This window comes from Deinococcus aestuarii (assembly GCF_018863415.1).
In the GTDB taxonomy this organism is placed as follows: Bacteria; Deinococcota; Deinococci; order Deinococcales; family Deinococcaceae; genus Deinococcus; species Deinococcus aestuarii.
In genome coordinates this window covers 39,701-55,539 of record NZ_JAHKSN010000001.1, presented here as the reverse complement: position 1 = coordinate 55,539, position 15,839 = coordinate 39,701, and the positions used below count along the sequence as shown (strand labels likewise).

The window sequence follows — 15,839 nt, the reverse complement described above, 5'->3', positions numbered from 1 at the left end:
GCGGCCTCCTTTTTGTTGGAAAACCGCCGCAGGTTTCGGATGAGCTTGGGGGCGAACAGACCCCAGCTTGACGTCTACCCGAGCAAACTGAGGGCGTACTCGCCCATCAGGCGCGGAATGTCCACGCCCGTGGTCGTGACCGAGTTCTTGAATTCCATCGTGTGGTTGATCTCGATGACGAGCAGGCCCCGTCCCGGGTCCTCCACGAGGTCGATGGCGACGATCTCGCCGTGGACGGCGGCGGCGGCCCGGAGGGCGAGCCCCTCGATCTCGGGCGTGACCGGGCAGTGGCTCGCCGTGGCCCCCCGCGCCGTGTTCGTGATCCAGTGCTCGGAGGTGCGGTAGATCGCGCCGATGCACTCGCCGCCCACGACAAAGGCGCGGATGTCGCGGCCCGGCTTGGCGATCAGCTCCTGCACGTAGAAGATGCCGTGCTGGGGCCCGCCCAGCACCTCCTTGTGCTCGATGATCGCCTCGGCGGCGTCGCGGTCGTTGATGCGGCTGACCATCCGCCCCCACGAGCCCACGGTGGGCTTGAGGACGACCGGGTAGCCCAGGGTCTCGATCAGGTCCAGCGCCGCCTCCCCGTCGAAGGCGACCCCCGTGCGCGGCGTCGGCAGCCCGGCGCGGGCCAGCGCGGCGTTCGTGGCGAGCTTGTCCCCGCACAGCTCGATCACGTGGGAGGGGTTCACCACCCGGACGCCCAGTCCCTCCAGCGCCCGCGTGACCCCGTGCCCGCGCGACTGGCTCACGCAACGTTCCAGCGCAACGCGCCACGGGACCCCGGCCCGCCCGGCGTCGTCGAAGGTCACCTTGAGCTGCGGCGCATACACCTTGTCGTAGGGCACGCCGAGGTCGTCGAGCGCCGCGAAGAGCATCTTCTCGTCGGGGCGGATGCGGTCGTAGATAACGGCTAAGTCGGCCATAAGGGGTTGAGGGGAGCAGTCAGCTTTCAGCGGTCGGCCGTCAGCAAGAAGGCTGAAAGCTGACCGCTGACGGCTGAAGGCTTCTTACTCCCCCCAGTCCTCCGCTTCCTGCGGGGCCTGTTCCAGACGCGGCGGGTCGAGGGACACGACCTCGTACTCCACGCCCGTCTCGTCGTCGATGACGAGTTCGCCGAGTTCGGGATCGGTGAGTTCGATGGTCGCACCCGTCTCCGGGTTTTCAAATTGAATGGTGGGCATGACGTTCTCCTTGCGGTTGACAGGTTAACGCAGGCCGCCGTGGGCCGGAGGGGTTGCCTAGCCCGCGCGGGAGCCGTCCCCCTCCTCGTCGTCCTCGAACTCCAGTTCGATGCGGGCGCGGCAGTGGGGGCAGGTGACGACGCTCACCTCCACGCCGTCCGCGCCCTGCACGGTGGGGGCGGCGGCGAGCATCTCGTCGGTCACGTCGAACTCCTCGCCGCAGTTCGGGCAGACGGTGAGGATGCCGAGGAGTTCGAGTTCGAAGTCCTCTCCCCCGGCGTTGCGGGTGACCTCCATCTCGGCGTTGCACGAGTCGCACACGATCACGTCGCCGACGGCCAGGTCGGCACGGTCCTCGTCGGTGAGTTCGAGGACCTCCGCGCACACGGGGCAGTCGATTTCCAGGGTTGCCATGCCCAGAGTGTAGTGAGGCGGGATGGGGGATGAGTGATGAGGCGGTTACTCGGCGGGTGGGCCGGGCTCGGGCTCGCCGGGAAAACGCCCGTACTTCTTGAAAAAGGCGAGGATGCTCCCCTCCCGCAGCGCCTCGGTCAGGAAGGCGGGGGGCGGCGGAAGCTGGAAGGTCTCGGTGTCGCGCGTGAGCATCCCAGAGGCCACGTCCAGCGTCACCTCGTCGCCGTCTTCGAGCACACCCGTCAGGTCGGCCTCGAAGGCGGGGATGCCCAGGTTCAGCAGATTGCGGTAGTGGATGCGGGCGAAGGAGGGCGCGATGATGCCGCCCACCTGTAGCTTCTTGAGGGCCTGCGGGGCGTACTCGCGGCTGGAGCCCAGGCCCCAGTTCCGCCCGCCGATCAGCACGTCGCCGGGCCGCACCTGCGAGGCGAACTCCGGGCGGATGTAGTGGAAGGCGAAGGTCTGAAACAGGTCCTCACCCGCCATGAAGGGGGCGAACTTGCCGGGCAGGATGTCGTCGGTGTTGACGGCGGGGCCGAATTTCCAGATGCGAGGCATCAGAGGGTCACCCTGCCAAGATTTCCGAACAAGTGGAGTGTAAATACAACAATTGATACCAAAAGAAGCTTGTGTCTCCAAGCTGCTAAAAGGATTGCAAAGACAGGCAGTCTTATTCGGCCAACCATCACTGAAAGGGACCTGTTTCTCCTTGATAAATAATCATCTACAGCCAGAAGAAACAGTACATCGATTGCAACGGCGACCATTGACGCCGCGTTCTTCGACATCAAAAACGCAGACTCTATATCACCAACGAGCGCATCCCCAGTCATGGCATAACCTATAAATGCCAGGGCCGCAAAATCTTCAACCTTCGTAAGCCACAACGTATGGTGTCTGGATATATTAGTCATGCACTTAGCACCATTTCTACATCCTCCGGCAAAGCAATCCGTCCCATCACCGCCGTCGCCGCCGCCACTGCGGGCGAGGCGAGGTAGATTTTCGCGTCCTTGTCGCCCATCCGCCCGATGAAATTGCGGTTGGAGGTGGAGACGCAGACCTCACCGGGGGCGAGCACGCCCTGGTGACGGCCCATGCAGGGACCACAGCCCGGCGTTCCCAGCACCGCGCCCGCCTGCATCAGCGTGAGGAGGGTGCCGTCCCCCATCGCCGCCTCCATCACCTCGCTGCTGGCGGGAATGACGAGGAGACGGGTGGAGGGGTCGACCCGCTGGCCCCTCAGGACCTCGGCGGCGGCGTGCAGGTCCTCCAGCCGCCCGTTCGTGCAGGTGCCGATGAAGACCTGATCGACCTTCAGGCCGCGCAGCTCCGACACGTCGTGAACGTTGTCCACCTCGGAAGGGGCGCTCATGCGGGGGCGCAGGGCGGCGAGGTCGATGGTCACGTCCTGAACGTAGGTGGCGCCGGGGTCGGGATACACCCAGTCGGGAATGTCGTAGTCGTAGCCCGTCAGAATCTCGCCGCCGGGCACGACGAGGCCCGCCTTGGCCCCGGCCTCGACGCACAGATTCGCCAGCGTCATGCGCTCGCCGCGCGTGAAGCGGTCCCCGGCGTGAATCTCGACGCTCTGGTAGGTGGCGCCGTCTGCCCCCAGGACGCGAATCATCTCCAGGGCGGCGTCCTTGGCGGTCACGCCGGGTCGCAGCTCGCCCACGAAGGTGACCTTGACGCTCTCGGGCACCTTCAGCCACGTCTTGCCGCTCGCGGCGGCGAGGGCGATATCGGTCGCGCCCATCCCCGTGCCGAAGGCGGCGACGGCCCCGTAGGTGGTCGAGTGGCTGTCCGAACCCAGGACGATCCAGCCGGGTTGCGCGAGGCGTTCCTCCATCAGCACCTGGTGGCAGATGCCGCGCCCCACGTCAAAGAGGCGCACGCCCGTGACGGCGGCGTACTCGCGCGCCTCCTTCTGTGCCTGCGCGACGCTGACGGTGGAGGCGGGGGCCACGTGGTCGATCACGATAGAGACGCGCTCGGGGTACTTGGGGCGGGCGGCGAGGTCCTGCTCCATCCTCTGAATGAAGCTCTGCGCGATGGAGTCCACGACCATAACCTGATCGACCTCCACGACGGCGAGGTCCCCGGCGTAGACCGTTCGGTCGCCGCGCCGCGAGAGGATTTTTTCCACCATCGTCTGGGGGCGGGGGGAGGGAACGTTCATGGGCCCCAGTTTCGCGCGCCCGGCCCGCCCACACCGTGAGCTTGCCTGTCCAGGGAGCGGTGACGCCTGGCAAGTGACAAGTTGGGCTTCCGGGGCGCGGACGGGAACTTCGCTCGCTGCGCGGGGGCGCGGGCCGCCCTATGCTGCACCCATGGTCAAGCTGGAGGAAACGCAACTGCCCGGCGTGGGCGTGCGGCACGATTTCGACGGACGCTTCGGCAAGCGGGTGGGGGTGATCACGCACCGGGACGGGCGGCGCGAGATTTTCGTGGCCCGGCGGGACGACCCGGACGCCTGCGCGCAGAGCATCGTCCTGAGCGACGAGGAGGCCGAGGCGGTCGCCGACCTGCTGGGCGGCAGCACGATCACCCGGCACATGAACACCCTGACCCAGGACATCGAGGGATTGGCGATGGACTGGGTGCCTCTCGCCGAGGGAACCCCCTTCGCCGGGCATCCGCTGGGCGACACGCAGATGCGGACCCGCACGGGCACGAGCATCGTGGCGGTGATGCGAGGCGGGCAGGCCATCCCCGCGCCCGGCCCCGAGTTCGGGCTGGAGGCGGGCGACACCGTGGTCGTGGTCGGCACGCCGGGCGGAGTGGTTCGCGCGGCCCGGCTGCTGGGCGGCGAGGGCTGATTCGCCTGACCCCCGCCGCCTTTTCCTGAGCCTCCCCTTCTCCCCGCGCGCCTCGCCCACCGGCTCCGGCCTGCTCGCCGTCCCTGGAGGCCCTCCCCTGTCCCTCGGTCAACTGTTCCTGGAAATCGGCGCGGTCATCCTCGCCCTCGCCTTTGTGGGCCGGGCCGCCGGGCGGCTGGGGATCACGCCCATTCCGCTCTACCTCCTCGCGGGAATCGCGCTCGGGGCCGTGCTGCATCTGGGAGACGGCCCCGAGGAATTCATCCATGTCGGGGCGGAAATCGGCGCGGTGCTGCTGCTCTTCACCCTGGGGCTGGAGTACACCAGCCAGGAGCTGCGCGACAACCTGCGGGCGAACCGTCAGGTGGGGCTGCTCGACCTCGCGCTGAACTTCACGCCGGGCGCCGTGGCGGGGCTGCTGCTGGGCTTTCCACCGCTCGGCGCCGTATTGCTGGGAGGCGTCACCTATCTCACCTCCAGCGGCATCGCCAGCAAGGTGTTGTCGGACCTGGGACGCCTGGGCAACCGCGAGACGCCCGTCGTGCTCGCCGTGTGCGTGCTGGAGGACGTGGCGATGGCCGTCTACCTGCCCGTCGTCGCCGCGCTCCTGATCGGCGGGACGGTGGCGGCGGTCGGGGTCAATCTGGTCGTGGCTCTGGACGCCTTCGTGCTGGCGTTTTTTCTGGCGCTGCGCTACGGGCACGTCCTGAGCCGGGTGGTGAACGTGCGGAACAACGAGACGCTGCTCCTGAGCGTGTTCGGGCTGGTGCTCGTGGTGGCGGGGGTGGCCGACCTGCTGCGGGTGTCGGCGGCCATCGGCGCCTTTCTCGTCGGAATCGCCCTCTCCGGCGAGGTCGCCGACCGCACCCGCGGGCTGATCGAGCCGCTGCGCGACCTCTTCGCCGCCGTATTTTTCGTCTTCTTCGGGCTGCAACTCGACCTGGGGAGCGTGCCGGGGGTCTTGCTGCCCGCCGCGGGGCTGGCGGTGGTCACGAGCGTCACCAAGTTCGTGACCGGGTGGTGGGGGGCCGCCCGCGCCGGGGTGCAGACGCGGGGCCGCTTCCGCGCCGGGGCCACCCTGATCCCGCGCGGCGAGTTCAGCATCCTGATCGCCGGGCTGGGCCTGAGCCTCGTGCCCACGCTGGGACCGCTCGCCGCCGTGTACGTGCTGCTCACGGCCATCATTGGGCCGCTCCTCGCCCGTTTCGACGGTCAATTGGCGCCGCTGCTGGACAGGCGGTTGCGGGAGGCGCGGACGGGGTAGGAGAAGGCAGAAGGCAGACGGCTTGTCCCTTGCCATCTGCCTTCTCCTTGAGCCTCCTGTCCCCCTACACCGCCAGTCCCTGTGCGTGCGCGCTCACCTCGCGCGGCTCGTACTGCCCGGGCGGCAGGCCGATGGCGGGCGTGTTCGCCTCGAACTCGTCGTGCCAGCCCACCTCGTCAAGCGCCTTTTTCCACGCGCCGATGCTCTCGCTCCTGTAGATCGAGTAGGCGGCCATGCCGACCTCGGGGCCGCCGCGGGCGATCACCGACTCGACCCAGGCCCACTTGGCGGAGACGTTGCGCAGTTCGGCGGTCGTCCGCAGCTCCTTCTGGATGCGCTTGAGCTTCTTCTCGATGGTCTGCACCCCCGCGAAGGGGTCGGCGAAGTGCGGCGTGTGGCGCTTGGGCACGAAGGGCGAGATACCCAGCGCGACCCGGTTGATCTTGGCGAGGTCCTTCGTGAAGTCGATCAGCTCGGTGATGTCGTCGTCGTTCTCCGGGCCCAGGCCGATCATCATGTAGACCTTGATGCCCGAGAAACCCAGGTCGCGGCTGATCTGCGCGGTCTTGGTCAGGTCCTCGGTCGTGATGCCCTTCTTCAGCCAGCGGCGCAGACGCTCGCTCGGCGCGTCGCTCGCCACGGTGAAGGTCCGCAGGCCGCCCGCCTTCAGAATTTCGGCGAGTTCGGCGTCCACGGTATCGGCGCGGATGCTGGAGACGCCCAGCTTGATGCCGCGGTCGGTGAGCACCCGCCCCACGTACTTCGTGTGCGGGAAGTCGGAGAGGGCCGCGCCCACCAGCCCGACCTTCTCCACCCAGTCGGGGATGGTGTCGAGGAGTTCCTGCGCCTGGTTGTTGCGGTTGGGGCCGTACATCGTCCGCGCGAGGCAGAAGGTGCAGGGGCGCGGGCAGCCGCGCTGCGCCTCCACCAGGAACATGTTGCTGAGTTCCGAGTTCGGCGTGACGATCTGGCTGTAGGCGGGCAGCAGTTCCTTGGGCGCCGTCGCCCACGTCGGCTCGTGGACGTGCCGGGCGGGGAGGAAGATGCCGGGCATCCCGTCGATCAGGTCGTAGAAGTCCTCGCGCGTCTGCGACTCCCGCAGGGCCTCCGACACCACGGGCACGATCTGCTCGCCGTCGCCGATCACGATGATGTCGGCAAAAGGGGTCAGCGGGTAGGGGTTGGAGGACGTGAAGGGACCCCCGATCATCACGATGGGGTCGTTGTCGTCGCGCTCGGCGCGCAGCGGGTGCATCCCCGCCACGTCCAGGGTGCGGATGATGTTGGTGAGGTCCAGCTCGAAGGACACGCTCAGGGCGAAGAGTTCGCAGTCGCCTGCATCGCGCCCGCTCTCCACGGTGGGCAGCGCCTGGCCCGTGCGCTCGAAGGCGTCCACGTCGTCGGGGAGGAAGGCCCGCTCGCAGGCAACGCCCTCTTCCTGATTGAACATGCGGTAGATGACCTGATAGCCCAGAGAAGCCATCCCCACGGAATAGCGGTTGGGAAACGCCAGCGTGACGCGGATCGGGGCCTGCTTGAAAAGGGTCCCCTTCTCCACGTCCAGCAGCGGTTTGATCTGGTTGCGCCAGTAACTCAAGAAGCCTCCACGGTTCCTAGAAGGTGGGGCGGCGCTGGGAGCTGAGGGGTGCTCAGGAATCAGCGCGCGTCACAATCGAATAGTTTAAAGGATTTTGTTTCCCCAAATGAAGCGGGAGTCACGGGGTCGGCGCGTCCACCCCGCCCAGAAAGGCGTGCGTGCGGTACATCAGTGTGACGGTACCGCTCCGCTCGTGCGCGTCAAACACGGCGTCGAGGGCCCGCGTCATCCCCGGGTACGCGGCGTCACTCGGCGACGGCAGGTAACTCACGCTCCCGGCGAGGGCGTGGAGCCGCTCGCGGGTGAGGGTCAGGGGGTTCTCGAAGGTGACGCGCTCGAAGCCGCCGGGGAGGAACAAGGGAAGCTCGTCCTCGGGAACGCGGGTGGCGAGGTCGGGAGTGCCCTCCTCCTGAAAACGCAGGGCAACTTGACGGTAGGCGAGGTTGAACGCGGTCTCCTCGCCCCGCCAGTCGTTCCAGACGAGCAGAACACGCCCGCCAGGAGTGAGGACGCGGCGAAACTCCTCCACCGTCGGCGCGGGCGTGAACCAGTGGGCCGCCTGTGCGGCGGTGATGAGCGATACCGAAGCGTCGGGCAGTCCGGTGGACTCGGAGGAGCCCGGCTGCACGGTCAGGCGCCCCGCTTCGATCTCCCCGGCGAGTCCCGCCGCCAGTTGGCCGCGCATCTCCGGGTTGGGTTCGACGGCGACGACCCGCGCACCGTGCGCGAGGAGCAGGCGGGTGAAGAGGCCCGTGCCCGCACCCACATCCGCAACCAGGTCACCCAGCAACCCCCGCTCCGCCAGCCACGCGCCGAGCGAGGCCGGGTAGGAGGGTCGCCCCTGCGCGTAGGCGTCCGCGCGGCCCAGGAAACGGTCGGCGGCGGTCAAGGGCGCGCCCCCTTTGTCGGTCGCCACGCGCTTGCCAGGAAGTAGGCCAGCCCGGCGAGCAGCCCCGTCCCCAGCAGATAACCGAGCAGCCGCCCCAGCACACCCGCCGTCCCGACGATGAACGAGCCCAGGCCCACGAGCACTTGCCCGGCGAGCCACACCAGGGACAGCGCCAGGACGGCGAGCAGGATCACACCCGCGAGGGCGAGGAGGAGGCGGGTCATGGGGGCAAGGATAGAGCGATCAGCCGTCAGCAGTCAGCCTTCAGCAAAAAGACAAGGGGCAGAGGCCAACGCTGACCCCTGCCCTCCACGTCCCGAACTTCAGGCGTTCCGCATGTTCTCGATGATCTTGTCCGCGAACTGGCTGGTCTTCACCTCGGTCGCGCCCTCCATGTTGCGGGCGAAGTCGTAGGTGACGACCTTCTGCTGGATGGTCTGGTCGAGGCCCTTCAGAATCAGGTCGGCGGCCTCGGTCCAGCCCATGTAACGCAGCATCATCTCGCCGGAGAGGATTACCGAGGAGGGGTTGATCACGTCCTTGCCCGCGTACTTGGGCGCCGTGCCGTGGGTCGCCTCGAAGACGGCGTGGCCCGTCACGTAATTGATGTTGGCGCCGGGCGCGATGCCGATGCCGCCCACCTCGGCGGCGAGGGCGTCGGAGATGTAGTCGCCGTTGAGGTTCAGGGTGGCGATCACGTCGTACTCGGTGGGGCGCAGGAGAATCTGCTGGAGGAAGTTGTCGGCGATCACGTCCTTGATGACGATGCCGTTCGGAAGCTGGCACCACGGGCCGCCGTCGATCTCGACCGCACCGAATTCGCGCTTGGCAAGCTCATAGCCCCAGTCGCGGAAGCCGCCCTCCGTGAACTTCATGATGTTGCCCTTGTGGACCAGGGACACGTTCTTGCGCCCGTTGTCCACGGCGTACTGGATGGCGGCGCGCACGAGGCGCTCGGTGCCTTCTTTCGAGACGGGCTTGACCCCGAACGCGGAGGTCTCGGGGAAGCGGATCTTGTTGACCCCCATCTCGTTGATCAGGAAGTCACGGACCTTGGCCGCCTCGGGGGTCCCGGCGCGGTACTCGATTCCCGCGTAGATGTCCTCCGTGTTCTCGCGGAAGATCACCATGTTCACGTCACCTGGCCGCTTGAGGGGGCTGGGCACGCCCTCGAAGTACTGCACCGGGCGCACGCAGGCGTAGAGGTCGAGTTCCTGGCGCAGCGCCACGTTGATCGAGCGGATGCCGCCGCCGACGGGCGTGGTGAGGGGGCCCTTGATGCCGACGAGGTACTCGCCGAAGGCGTCCACGGTCTCCTGCGGGAGCCACTCGCCCTCGCCGTAGACCTGCACGCTCTTCTCGCCCGCGTAGACCTCCAGCCACTCGATCTTTTTCTCGCCGCCGTAGGCGCGCTCCACCGCCGCGTCGAGCACCCGCACGGACGCGCGCCAGATGTCGGGCCCGGTGCCGTCGCCCTCCACGAAGGGGACGATAGGGTGGTTGGGTACCTGGAGCGTCTCGCCCTGCATCGTGATCTTCTCGCCCTGGGTGGGCACCTTGACGTGCTGCTGGGTGTTCGTCATGACGGCCCAACTCTACCTCCCCACCCCCCGAATGGGGGAAGGTGCGTTCTGTTACCCGGGATGGGTACACGCGGTCCAAGTTTTCGCAGGGGGCAGCGAAACCCCCGCAGCCTCAAGGCGCGGCTAGGAAAGGGTGACGCGAAGGCCAAGACTCCCCTTACCCACGGTTGAGCTTGCGGGCGCATCCTTGGAGGTACCCATCCGGGAATCCATCCACAGGAGGTCAACACGCATGAGTGATGACAAGAGCACGCTGGGGAACATGGCCGACGCCGCCAAGGCCAAGCTGAACGAGGGGGCCGACCGCGCCCGCGCCGCCGGGCACGACCTCGCCAGCAACTTCGGGGGCACCGCCGACAACCTGAAGGACAAGGCCGAGGCCGCCGAGGACCGCGCCAAGGCCGAGGTCCACAACGCCGAGGCGCACGCCGAGTACGGCGAGGGCAAGCGCGAGGCGCAGGACGGCGACGGTCACTGAACTCCCGGCACACCCGTCTCCTGACCGGCCGCCTGCGAAGGGGCCGGTTTTTCATTCCTTAATGGGGCCTCTCCCCGTAGACTGCCGGGCATGACCACCACCAAGGGGCGGGAGTCGCGGCGGGCGCAGCATGTCCGGGGCGCGCAGGGAGCGCGCGTCACCGTGCGCAACACCCTGGTCGCCTACGCCTTCATGCTGCCCTTCCTGATCCTGCTCGTCCTGTATCACACCTGGCCGGTGTTCTTCGGCACGTACCTGGCCTTTACCAGGTACAACATCATCTCCCCGCCGGAATGGGTGGGGCTTGCGAACTTCCGCACCCTCGCCGCCGACTCGCAGTTCTGGGCGGGACTCACGAACAGCCTGAAATACATCCTCGTCGTGCCGGTCATCCAGCTCCTGAGCATCGCGGTCGCCATGCTCGTGAACCGGCCCCTGAGGGGCATCGGCTTGTTCCGCACGGCGTACTACGTCCCCGTCGTGACGAGTTTCGCGGTGGTGGGCCTGATCTGGACATGGATGTACCAGCAAGACGGCCCGGTGAGCGCCGTGCTGAGGTTCCTGGGCCTGGAGGCGCGCGGCAGCCTGCTCAACAACCCCGCCACGGCCCTCTACGCGGTGATGTTCGTCACGCTGTGGAAGGGCATCGGGTACTACATGGTGCTGTACCTGGCGGGCTTGCAGGCGATTGGCCGCGAGCTGGAGGAGGCCGCCGTGATCGACGGGGCGACCCGCTGGCAGGTCTTCGTGAACGTGACGCTGCCGGGGCTGAGGCCCACCATCCTGGTGTGCAGTCTTCTGAGCACCATCAGCGCGATCAAGGTTTTCGAGGAGATTTACGTGATGACCCAGGGCGGACCCGCCGGAAGTACGTACACGGCGCTCTTTTTCACCTACTCGCGGGCTTTCGTGGACTTCCAGTACGGGCTCGCCGCCGCCGCCGGGCTGATCATCGCGGTCATCAGCATCCTGTTCGGCTTTCTCAACTTCAAGCTGACGAGGGGGGGGAAGGTCGATGCTTAAGGAAGCGGTCAGCCGTCAGCCCTCAGTCGTCAGCCCGACGCTGAGCCAGATCAAGGCGCGCAAGCGGCGCAAGGACCTCCTCTGGAACACCCTCTCCTACACGGTGCTCGTGGTCATCGGGTTGATCCTGCTCTATCCCTTTTACTGGACGCTGATCACCAGCCTGGAGACGACGGGGAGCATCTACGAGGCCAAGCTGCTGCCCAAGGGCGTGAGCCTGCGCAACTACGTCGAGGTCTTCCAGGGGACGACGGTGCCGTTCTGGCGCTTGATCGTCAACAGCCTGATCATCTGCACGCTGGGCGTCACGTTGACGGTCACGCTGGCCTCGCTCGCCGCGTACCCGCTCGCCAAGATGCGCTTTCCGGGGCGGGACCTGATCTTCTACGCGATCCTGGTATTGATGGTGCTGCCCAACGAGGCGGGCCTCATCGTCAACTACATCACGACGATCAAGCTGGGGCTCCTTCAGCAGACGAACCCGGTGCTGGACGCGGCGCGGCAGTACGCGGCGGTGGTGCTGCCGGGGGTGGCGAGCATCGTGGGGCTCTTCCTGCTGCGGCAGGCGTATCTCGGCGTGCCCATCGAACTTATCGAGGCCGCGCGGATCGACGGCGCGAAGGAGCTGACGATCTGGCGGCGGATCATGCTGCCGCTCGCGCTGCCGACCATCGTGGCCTTCTCGATCCTGGAGTTCGTCGCGTACTGGAACTCGTTCCTGTGGGCGCGGATCATGCTGCCCGACAAGAACCTGATGCCGCTGTCGGCGGGGCTCCTCGAACTCTCGGGCACCTTCAGCACGAACTCGCGCGCCGTGATGGCGGGGGCGGTGATCACCGTCCTCCCCATCCTGGTGATCTTCGCCTTCGGGCAGCGGTACTTCATGAAGGGGATCGAGGGGGCGGTGAAGGGGTGAGGCAGGTACGGAAGCGGAACAACGAGCAGAATGGCAGGATGGCGGCATGACGAAACTGTGGCCTGCCGCCTCCCTGCTCCTCGCGCTGCCTCTGGGCGGGTGCGGACTTCTGGGAATACCTCGCCCCGTCACCTTGGACGTGGTGGGCGTCAGTCTTCCCGCCACGGTTTCCCCAACGGCGCCCATGCAGGTGGATGTGCGGGTCGGCACCGGATCGTGTGAGGACACGAACCACCGCCTGACCTTGGTGTCCCGGACGGCTCAAGCCCTCACCCTGAAGGCCGAGGCGACCAAGACCAACTCTGGGGCCGTGTGTCCCGCCGTCTACACCGAGAACACCCTGTCCTACACCGACCCCGGAACGCCCGCCCGCACGATCCCCTTCGAGGTCGTCGTCAACGGGAAGTCGTGGGGCAAGGTCAACGTCCAGTGAGTCTCCCCTACACCACCAACCCCCGCTCCTGGGATGTCCTCGTCGCCGGGGGCGGCACCGCGGGCGCCATTGCGGGCATCGCCGCCGCGCGGGCCGGGGCGCGGGTGCTCGTCGTGGAGGCGCAGGGGAGCCTCGGCGGCACGGGCACGAACGCCTGGGTCACGCCGCTGATGCGCAACGTCTCGGCGGGGCGGAACCTGAACCGGGGGCTGACGGACGAACTCAAGGCCCGCCTCCACGCGCGGGGCGACGGTGCCACCGACCCCGGCGGCAACGACAACTGGTTCAACCCCGAGGGCATGAAGTTCGTGCTGGAGGAGATGCTGCTGGAGTCGGGCGGCGAGGTGCTGTACCACACGCACGTCGTCCAGCCGCTCGTGGAGGAGGGGCGGATTACAGCGCTCGTCGTCCACAACAAGGGCGGATTGCAGGCGCTCCGGGCGGAGGTCTTCATCGACTCGACGGGGGATGCAGACGTGGCGGTGGGCGCGGGTGTCCCCTTCCACGCGGGCGACGAGGAGGGCCTTCACCAGGCGATGAGCCTGCGCTTCACGCTCGCGGGGGTAGATACGGAGCGGCTGTGCGCCTTCCTGAATGCCCGAGGGCAGGGGCAGACGGGGCCCAGCTTCCTGCACTTCTGGATGGTGTGGGGCAAGCGGTCCACGCTCGAACCCCTCTTCCGGGAGGCGGTGGCGGCGGGCGTGCTGGAGGAGCGCGACGGCGATTACTTCCAGGGCTTCAGCGTGCCGGGGCGGCCCGGCGAGATCAGCTTCAACTGCCCGCGCATCCGGGCCGAGTTGAACGACGGCGCGGACCCCTGGCACCTCAGCGCGGCGCAGACGGACGGGCGGGTAGCCATTGACCGGCTCACGGCCTTCTGCCGCCGCTACCTGGAGGGGTGCGAGTCGGCCTACATCGGCACCGTCGCCCCGATGGTGGGGGTGCGGGAGACGCGGCGTGTCAAAGGCGAGTACACGCTGACGCTGGAGGACATTCTGGATTGCCGCCGCTTCGAGGACTCGATCTGCCGCAACCACTACCCGGTGGACATCCACTCGGTCAAGGGCGGGGCGCGGCTGCTTCACGAGCGGGAGGGCACGGCGCCGTATTTCGCCCCCGATGCCTACCACGAGATTCCGTACCGCGCCATCGTGCCGTATGGGATCACCAACCTCCTCGTGCCGGGCCGCGCGGCGTCGAGCACCTTCGAGGCGCAGTCGGCGATCCGGGTGCAGCAAAACTGTCACACGATGGGCGAGGCGGCGGGGATCGCGGCGGCGTGGGCGGCGCGGGAGCAGGGGGGCCGGGTGCGCTGCGTGGACGTGGCGGCCTTGCAAACGGAGATGCGAAGGCTGGGGGGGAATGTGTGAGGGGGAGCGGTGGGCTCTCCGCCGTCAGCGATGGGCCGAAGATCGCGGCGGGGACACTCCTCCTCATCCGCCACGCGAAGGCGACCGGACAGGCTCCCGACGCGACGCTGACTCCCGAGGGCGAGGCTCAGGCGGCACGATTGGCCGAACAGCTCGCCGACCTGGGCATCACCCGCATCGTGAACAGCCCGTGGAAACGCGCGGTGGACACGGTGGGTCCCCTGGCCCAGCGGCTGGGGCCGGAGGTCGAGACGGACGGGCGGTTGACGGAGCGGGCGCTGAGCGGCTTTGACCTGCCCGACTGGATGACGCATCTGCGGGCCAGCTTCGCGGACGCCGAACTCACGCTGGCCGGGGGTGAATCGGGTACGGCGGCGCGGACTCGCGTCGGCCAGGCCCTCGCCGGTGCCCGCGGTCCACGCGGCCTCACCGCCGTCGTCACCCACGGCAACCTGCTCGCCCTGGCGCTGGGACTGGACTTCGAGGGCTGGGCGAAGCTCCGTACTCCCGACGTGTGGCAACTGGGCACGGAAGGACGAGCGGCGCGACTGGAGACGGCATGACCGAGCGAACCTTCAACCCCGCCGACCCCCACGCCACGCCCAGCTATGACGGCACCCCGTACCTGATCGAGCGGCGGGTGCTGGCGGGCGTTCCCGTCCTGATCGAGCGACCTGCGGAACTGGCCGACGTGCGGGCCGTCTGCCTCACCTACCACGGGGCTTGGGCGGCGAAGGAAGGGAAGCTCGGCGTGTACTCCGGGCTCACCGCGCACGGCTGGGCCGTCGTCGTCCCGGACGCGGCGCTGCACGGCGAGCGGCTGGGAGACACGCCGCCCGGGCTCAACGCCCGCGAGTACGTCTGGGAGAGCGTGCGCCGGACGGTGGCGGAGGCCCCGGCCCTGCTGGACGCCCTGGCGGAGCTGTTCGGTCCGGTTCCCGTCTCCGTCACCGGGTCGAGCATGGGCGGGTACGTGACGCAGACCCTCGCGCGGACCGAGAGGCGGGTGCGGCGGGCGGCGGCCCTGATCTCGTCCGGCGTCTGGCACGAGCCCGAGGTCGGGAGGCCGGAACTGCGCGCCTTCCTGGAGGCCCACCGCCCCCTCACCCACGCCGGGGACGCCCCGCCCACCCCCCTCCTGCTGGCGAGCGGGGACGTGGACCCGGCCTTTCCCCTCTCCGCGCACCATGTCCCCACCGCGGCCGCATACCGCGAGGCCTACATGCGGGCGGGATGCCCCGATGCCTTCCGCGAGACCGTGTTTCCGGGAGTCGGGCACTACACGAGTCAGAAGATGCGGGACGAGACCGTCCGGTTCCTGCTTGGTCCCTGAGACGCGCTCCCGCTACCCCGGCGGCACCCGCACGATGGTCAGCATGTAGCGGCCCAGCGCCTGAATCGCCTCGTAGAAGCGGTCGAAGTCGATGGGTTTGACGACGTAGCTCGCGGCGTGAGCCTGATATGACCGCAGGATGTCCTCCTCGGCCTGGCTGGTCGTCAGGATGATGACGGGAATGGTCATCAGCAGGGGGTCACGTTTGAGGACGGCGAGGAGTTCGAGGCCGTTCATGCGCGGCATGTTGATGTCGAGCAAAATCACGTCCGGGCGGGGGACACCCGCGTAGACGCCCTCGCCCCGCAGGAAAGCGAGGGCGTCCACCCCGTCACGCACGACGTGCAGGCGGTTGGCGATTCCGGCGGCGGCAAAAGCTTCCTCGGTCAGGAGGATGTCGGCCTCGGTGTCCTCGACGAGGAGAATCTCGATAGGGGTGGTTTCGGAGCTGAGCATCGGCGGTTCCCGTCCTCTGCCCCGTAGTCTCGCCCCCCCGCCTGGCAGAAACACCCGAAACGTCGCCCGGCGCCTTT

Annotated in this window: 20 protein-coding genes; 9 read left to right on the top strand and 11 right to left on the bottom strand. The window is 67.9% G+C overall.

Annotated elements, in window-relative coordinates; translation table 11 throughout:
• Positions 1-74: 74 nt before the first annotated feature.
• From lysX to IC605_RS00280, 6 genes are all read right to left on the bottom strand, one after another.
• A complete protein-coding gene (gene lysX / locus IC605_RS00305; RefSeq protein ID WP_216317581.1) occupies positions 75-926 on the bottom strand; it encodes a lysine biosynthesis protein LysX in 852 nt (283 codons plus the stop codon).
• 84 nt (positions 927-1,010) lie between these two features.
• Positions 1,011-1,184 (bottom strand): lysine biosynthesis protein LysW, encoded by a 174-nt coding sequence (gene lysW, locus IC605_RS00300; protein WP_216317580.1) that lies wholly within the window; start codon positions 1,182-1,184, stop codon positions 1,011-1,013.
• 57 nt (positions 1,185-1,241) lie between these two features.
• The gene (locus IC605_RS00295; RefSeq protein ID WP_216317579.1) at positions 1,242-1,598 is read right to left on the bottom strand and encodes a zinc-ribbon domain-containing protein; all 357 of its coding nucleotides are present in this window, start codon (positions 1,596-1,598) and stop codon (positions 1,242-1,244) included.
• 45 nt (positions 1,599-1,643) lie between these two features.
• A complete protein-coding gene (locus tag IC605_RS00290; RefSeq protein ID WP_216317578.1) occupies positions 1,644-2,156 on the bottom strand; it encodes a LeuD/DmdB family oxidoreductase small subunit in 513 nt (170 codons plus the stop codon).
• Positions 2,156-2,512, bottom strand: coding sequence for a hypothetical protein (locus IC605_RS00285; protein WP_216317577.1), 357 nt, complete (start codon positions 2,510-2,512; stop codon positions 2,156-2,158). The genes IC605_RS00290 and IC605_RS00285 overlap by 1 nt, the downstream gene beginning before the upstream one ends.
• Positions 2,509-3,780, bottom strand: coding sequence for a 3-isopropylmalate dehydratase large subunit (locus tag IC605_RS00280; RefSeq protein ID WP_216317576.1), 1,272 nt, complete (start codon positions 3,778-3,780; stop codon positions 2,509-2,511). Before IC605_RS00280 ends, IC605_RS00285 begins: the two co-directional genes overlap by 4 nt.
• A gap of 151 nt (positions 3,781-3,931) precedes the next feature.
• Between IC605_RS00280 and IC605_RS00275 the strand changes: the two genes are divergently transcribed.
• Positions 3,932-4,420: a cation:proton antiporter regulatory subunit gene (locus tag IC605_RS00275; RefSeq protein WP_216317575.1), complete on the top strand. Its 489-nt coding sequence runs from the start codon at positions 3,932-3,934 to the stop codon at positions 4,418-4,420.
• A 97-nt stretch (positions 4,421-4,517) separates the two neighbouring features.
• Positions 4,518-5,684 (top strand): cation:proton antiporter, encoded by a 1,167-nt coding sequence (locus IC605_RS00270; RefSeq protein ID WP_216318716.1) that lies wholly within the window; start codon positions 4,518-4,520, stop codon positions 5,682-5,684.
• A gap of 64 nt (positions 5,685-5,748) precedes the next feature.
• Here the strand turns inward: IC605_RS00270 and IC605_RS00265 are convergent, their stop codons facing one another.
• The 4 genes from IC605_RS00265 to icd form a co-directional block, all read right to left on the bottom strand.
• Positions 5,749-7,281: a B12-binding domain-containing radical SAM protein gene (locus tag IC605_RS00265; protein WP_216317574.1), complete on the bottom strand. Its 1,533-nt coding sequence runs from the start codon at positions 7,279-7,281 to the stop codon at positions 5,749-5,751.
• A gap of 118 nt (positions 7,282-7,399) precedes the next feature.
• Entirely contained in the window at positions 7,400-8,170 is a 771-nt protein-coding gene (locus IC605_RS00260) for a class I SAM-dependent methyltransferase (RefSeq protein ID WP_216317573.1), read from the bottom strand.
• On the bottom strand, positions 8,167-8,394 hold the full coding sequence (locus tag IC605_RS00255) for a hypothetical protein (protein WP_216317572.1): 228 nt from the start codon (positions 8,392-8,394) through the stop codon (positions 8,167-8,169). Before IC605_RS00255 ends, IC605_RS00260 begins: the two co-directional genes overlap by 4 nt.
• A 99-nt stretch (positions 8,395-8,493) precedes the next feature.
• Positions 8,494-9,753, bottom strand: coding sequence for an NADP-dependent isocitrate dehydrogenase (gene icd / locus IC605_RS00250; RefSeq protein ID WP_216317571.1), 1,260 nt, complete (start codon positions 9,751-9,753; stop codon positions 8,494-8,496).
• 232 nt (positions 9,754-9,985) lie between these two features.
• Here icd and IC605_RS00245 point away from each other — a divergent pair, with 232 nt between their 5' ends.
• The 7 genes from IC605_RS00245 to IC605_RS00215 all read left to right on the top strand — a co-directional run bounded on the left by IC605_RS00245 (position 9,986) and on the right by IC605_RS00215 (position 15,306).
• Complete coding sequence (locus IC605_RS00245) at positions 9,986-10,231, top strand: hypothetical protein (RefSeq protein ID WP_216317570.1); 246 nt, start codon at positions 9,986-9,988, stop codon at positions 10,229-10,231.
• Positions 10,232-10,321: 90 nt separating this feature from the next.
• The gene (locus IC605_RS00240; RefSeq protein ID WP_216317569.1) at positions 10,322-11,254 is read left to right on the top strand and encodes a carbohydrate ABC transporter permease; all 933 of its coding nucleotides are present in this window, start codon (positions 10,322-10,324) and stop codon (positions 11,252-11,254) included.
• A complete protein-coding gene (locus IC605_RS00235) occupies positions 11,247-12,170 on the top strand; it encodes a carbohydrate ABC transporter permease (protein ID WP_216317568.1) in 924 nt (307 codons plus the stop codon). The genes IC605_RS00240 and IC605_RS00235 overlap by 8 nt, the downstream gene beginning before the upstream one ends.
• Before the next feature lie 46 nt (positions 12,171-12,216).
• The gene (locus IC605_RS00230) at positions 12,217-12,603 is read left to right on the top strand and encodes a hypothetical protein (protein ID WP_216317567.1); all 387 of its coding nucleotides are present in this window, start codon (positions 12,217-12,219) and stop codon (positions 12,601-12,603) included.
• Positions 12,600-13,973, top strand: coding sequence for an FAD-dependent oxidoreductase (locus IC605_RS00225; protein ID WP_216317566.1), 1,374 nt, complete (start codon positions 12,600-12,602; stop codon positions 13,971-13,973). Before IC605_RS00230 ends, IC605_RS00225 begins: the two co-directional genes overlap by 4 nt.
• Positions 13,970-14,536, top strand: coding sequence for a histidine phosphatase family protein (locus tag IC605_RS00220; protein ID WP_343216447.1), 567 nt, complete (start codon positions 13,970-13,972; stop codon positions 14,534-14,536). Before IC605_RS00225 ends, IC605_RS00220 begins: the two co-directional genes overlap by 4 nt.
• Entirely contained in the window at positions 14,533-15,306 is a 774-nt protein-coding gene (locus tag IC605_RS00215) for an alpha/beta hydrolase family protein (RefSeq protein WP_216317565.1), read from the top strand. Before IC605_RS00220 ends, IC605_RS00215 begins: the two co-directional genes overlap by 4 nt.
• A gap of 12 nt (positions 15,307-15,318) precedes the next feature.
• On the opposite strand, the gene IC605_RS00210 is transcribed toward IC605_RS00215, so the two are convergent.
• Positions 15,319-15,762 (bottom strand): response regulator, encoded by a 444-nt coding sequence (locus IC605_RS00210; RefSeq protein ID WP_216317564.1) that lies wholly within the window; start codon positions 15,760-15,762, stop codon positions 15,319-15,321.
• Positions 15,763-15,839 lie beyond the last annotated feature (77 nt).

What these genes read in the sequence shown, in the direction of transcription:
- lysW (WP_216317580.1), bottom strand. Translation starts at nt 1,184, where the DNA reads ATGCCCACCATTCAATTTGAAAACCCGGAGACGGGTGCGACCATCGAA.
- IC605_RS00230 (WP_216317567.1), top strand. Translation starts at nt 12,217, where the DNA reads ATGACGAAACTGTGGCCTGCCGCCTCCCTGCTCCTCGCGCTGCCTCTG.
- IC605_RS00215 (WP_216317565.1), top strand. Translation starts at nt 14,533, where the DNA reads ATGACCGAGCGAACCTTCAACCCCGCCGACCCCCACGCCACGCCCAGC.
- lysX (WP_216317581.1), bottom strand. Translation starts at nt 926, where the DNA reads ATGGCCGACTTAGCCGTTATCTACGACCGCATCCGCCCCGACGAGAAG.
- IC605_RS00290 (WP_216317578.1), bottom strand. Translation starts at nt 2,156, where the DNA reads ATGCCTCGCATCTGGAAATTCGGCCCCGCCGTCAACACCGACGACATC.
- IC605_RS00295 (WP_216317579.1), bottom strand. Translation starts at nt 1,598, where the DNA reads ATGGCAACCCTGGAAATCGACTGCCCCGTGTGCGCGGAGGTCCTCGAA.
- IC605_RS00255 (WP_216317572.1), bottom strand. Translation starts at nt 8,394, where the DNA reads ATGACCCGCCTCCTCCTCGCCCTCGCGGGTGTGATCCTGCTCGCCGTC.
- IC605_RS00280 (WP_216317576.1), bottom strand. Translation starts at nt 3,780, where the DNA reads ATGAACGTTCCCTCCCCCCGCCCCCAGACGATGGTGGAAAAAATCCTC.
- IC605_RS00275 (WP_216317575.1), top strand. Translation starts at nt 3,932, where the DNA reads ATGGTCAAGCTGGAGGAAACGCAACTGCCCGGCGTGGGCGTGCGGCAC.
- IC605_RS00245 (WP_216317570.1), top strand. Translation starts at nt 9,986, where the DNA reads ATGAGTGATGACAAGAGCACGCTGGGGAACATGGCCGACGCCGCCAAG.
- icd (WP_216317571.1), bottom strand. Translation starts at nt 9,753, where the DNA reads ATGACGAACACCCAGCAGCACGTCAAGGTGCCCACCCAGGGCGAGAAG.
- IC605_RS00210 (WP_216317564.1), bottom strand. Translation starts at nt 15,762, where the DNA reads ATGCTCAGCTCCGAAACCACCCCTATCGAGATTCTCCTCGTCGAGGAC.
- IC605_RS00240 (WP_216317569.1), top strand. Translation starts at nt 10,322, where the DNA reads ATGACCACCACCAAGGGGCGGGAGTCGCGGCGGGCGCAGCATGTCCGG.
- IC605_RS00235 (WP_216317568.1), top strand. Translation starts at nt 11,247, where the DNA reads ATGCTTAAGGAAGCGGTCAGCCGTCAGCCCTCAGTCGTCAGCCCGACG.
- IC605_RS00285 (WP_216317577.1), bottom strand. Translation starts at nt 2,512, where the DNA reads ATGACTAATATATCCAGACACCATACGTTGTGGCTTACGAAGGTTGAA.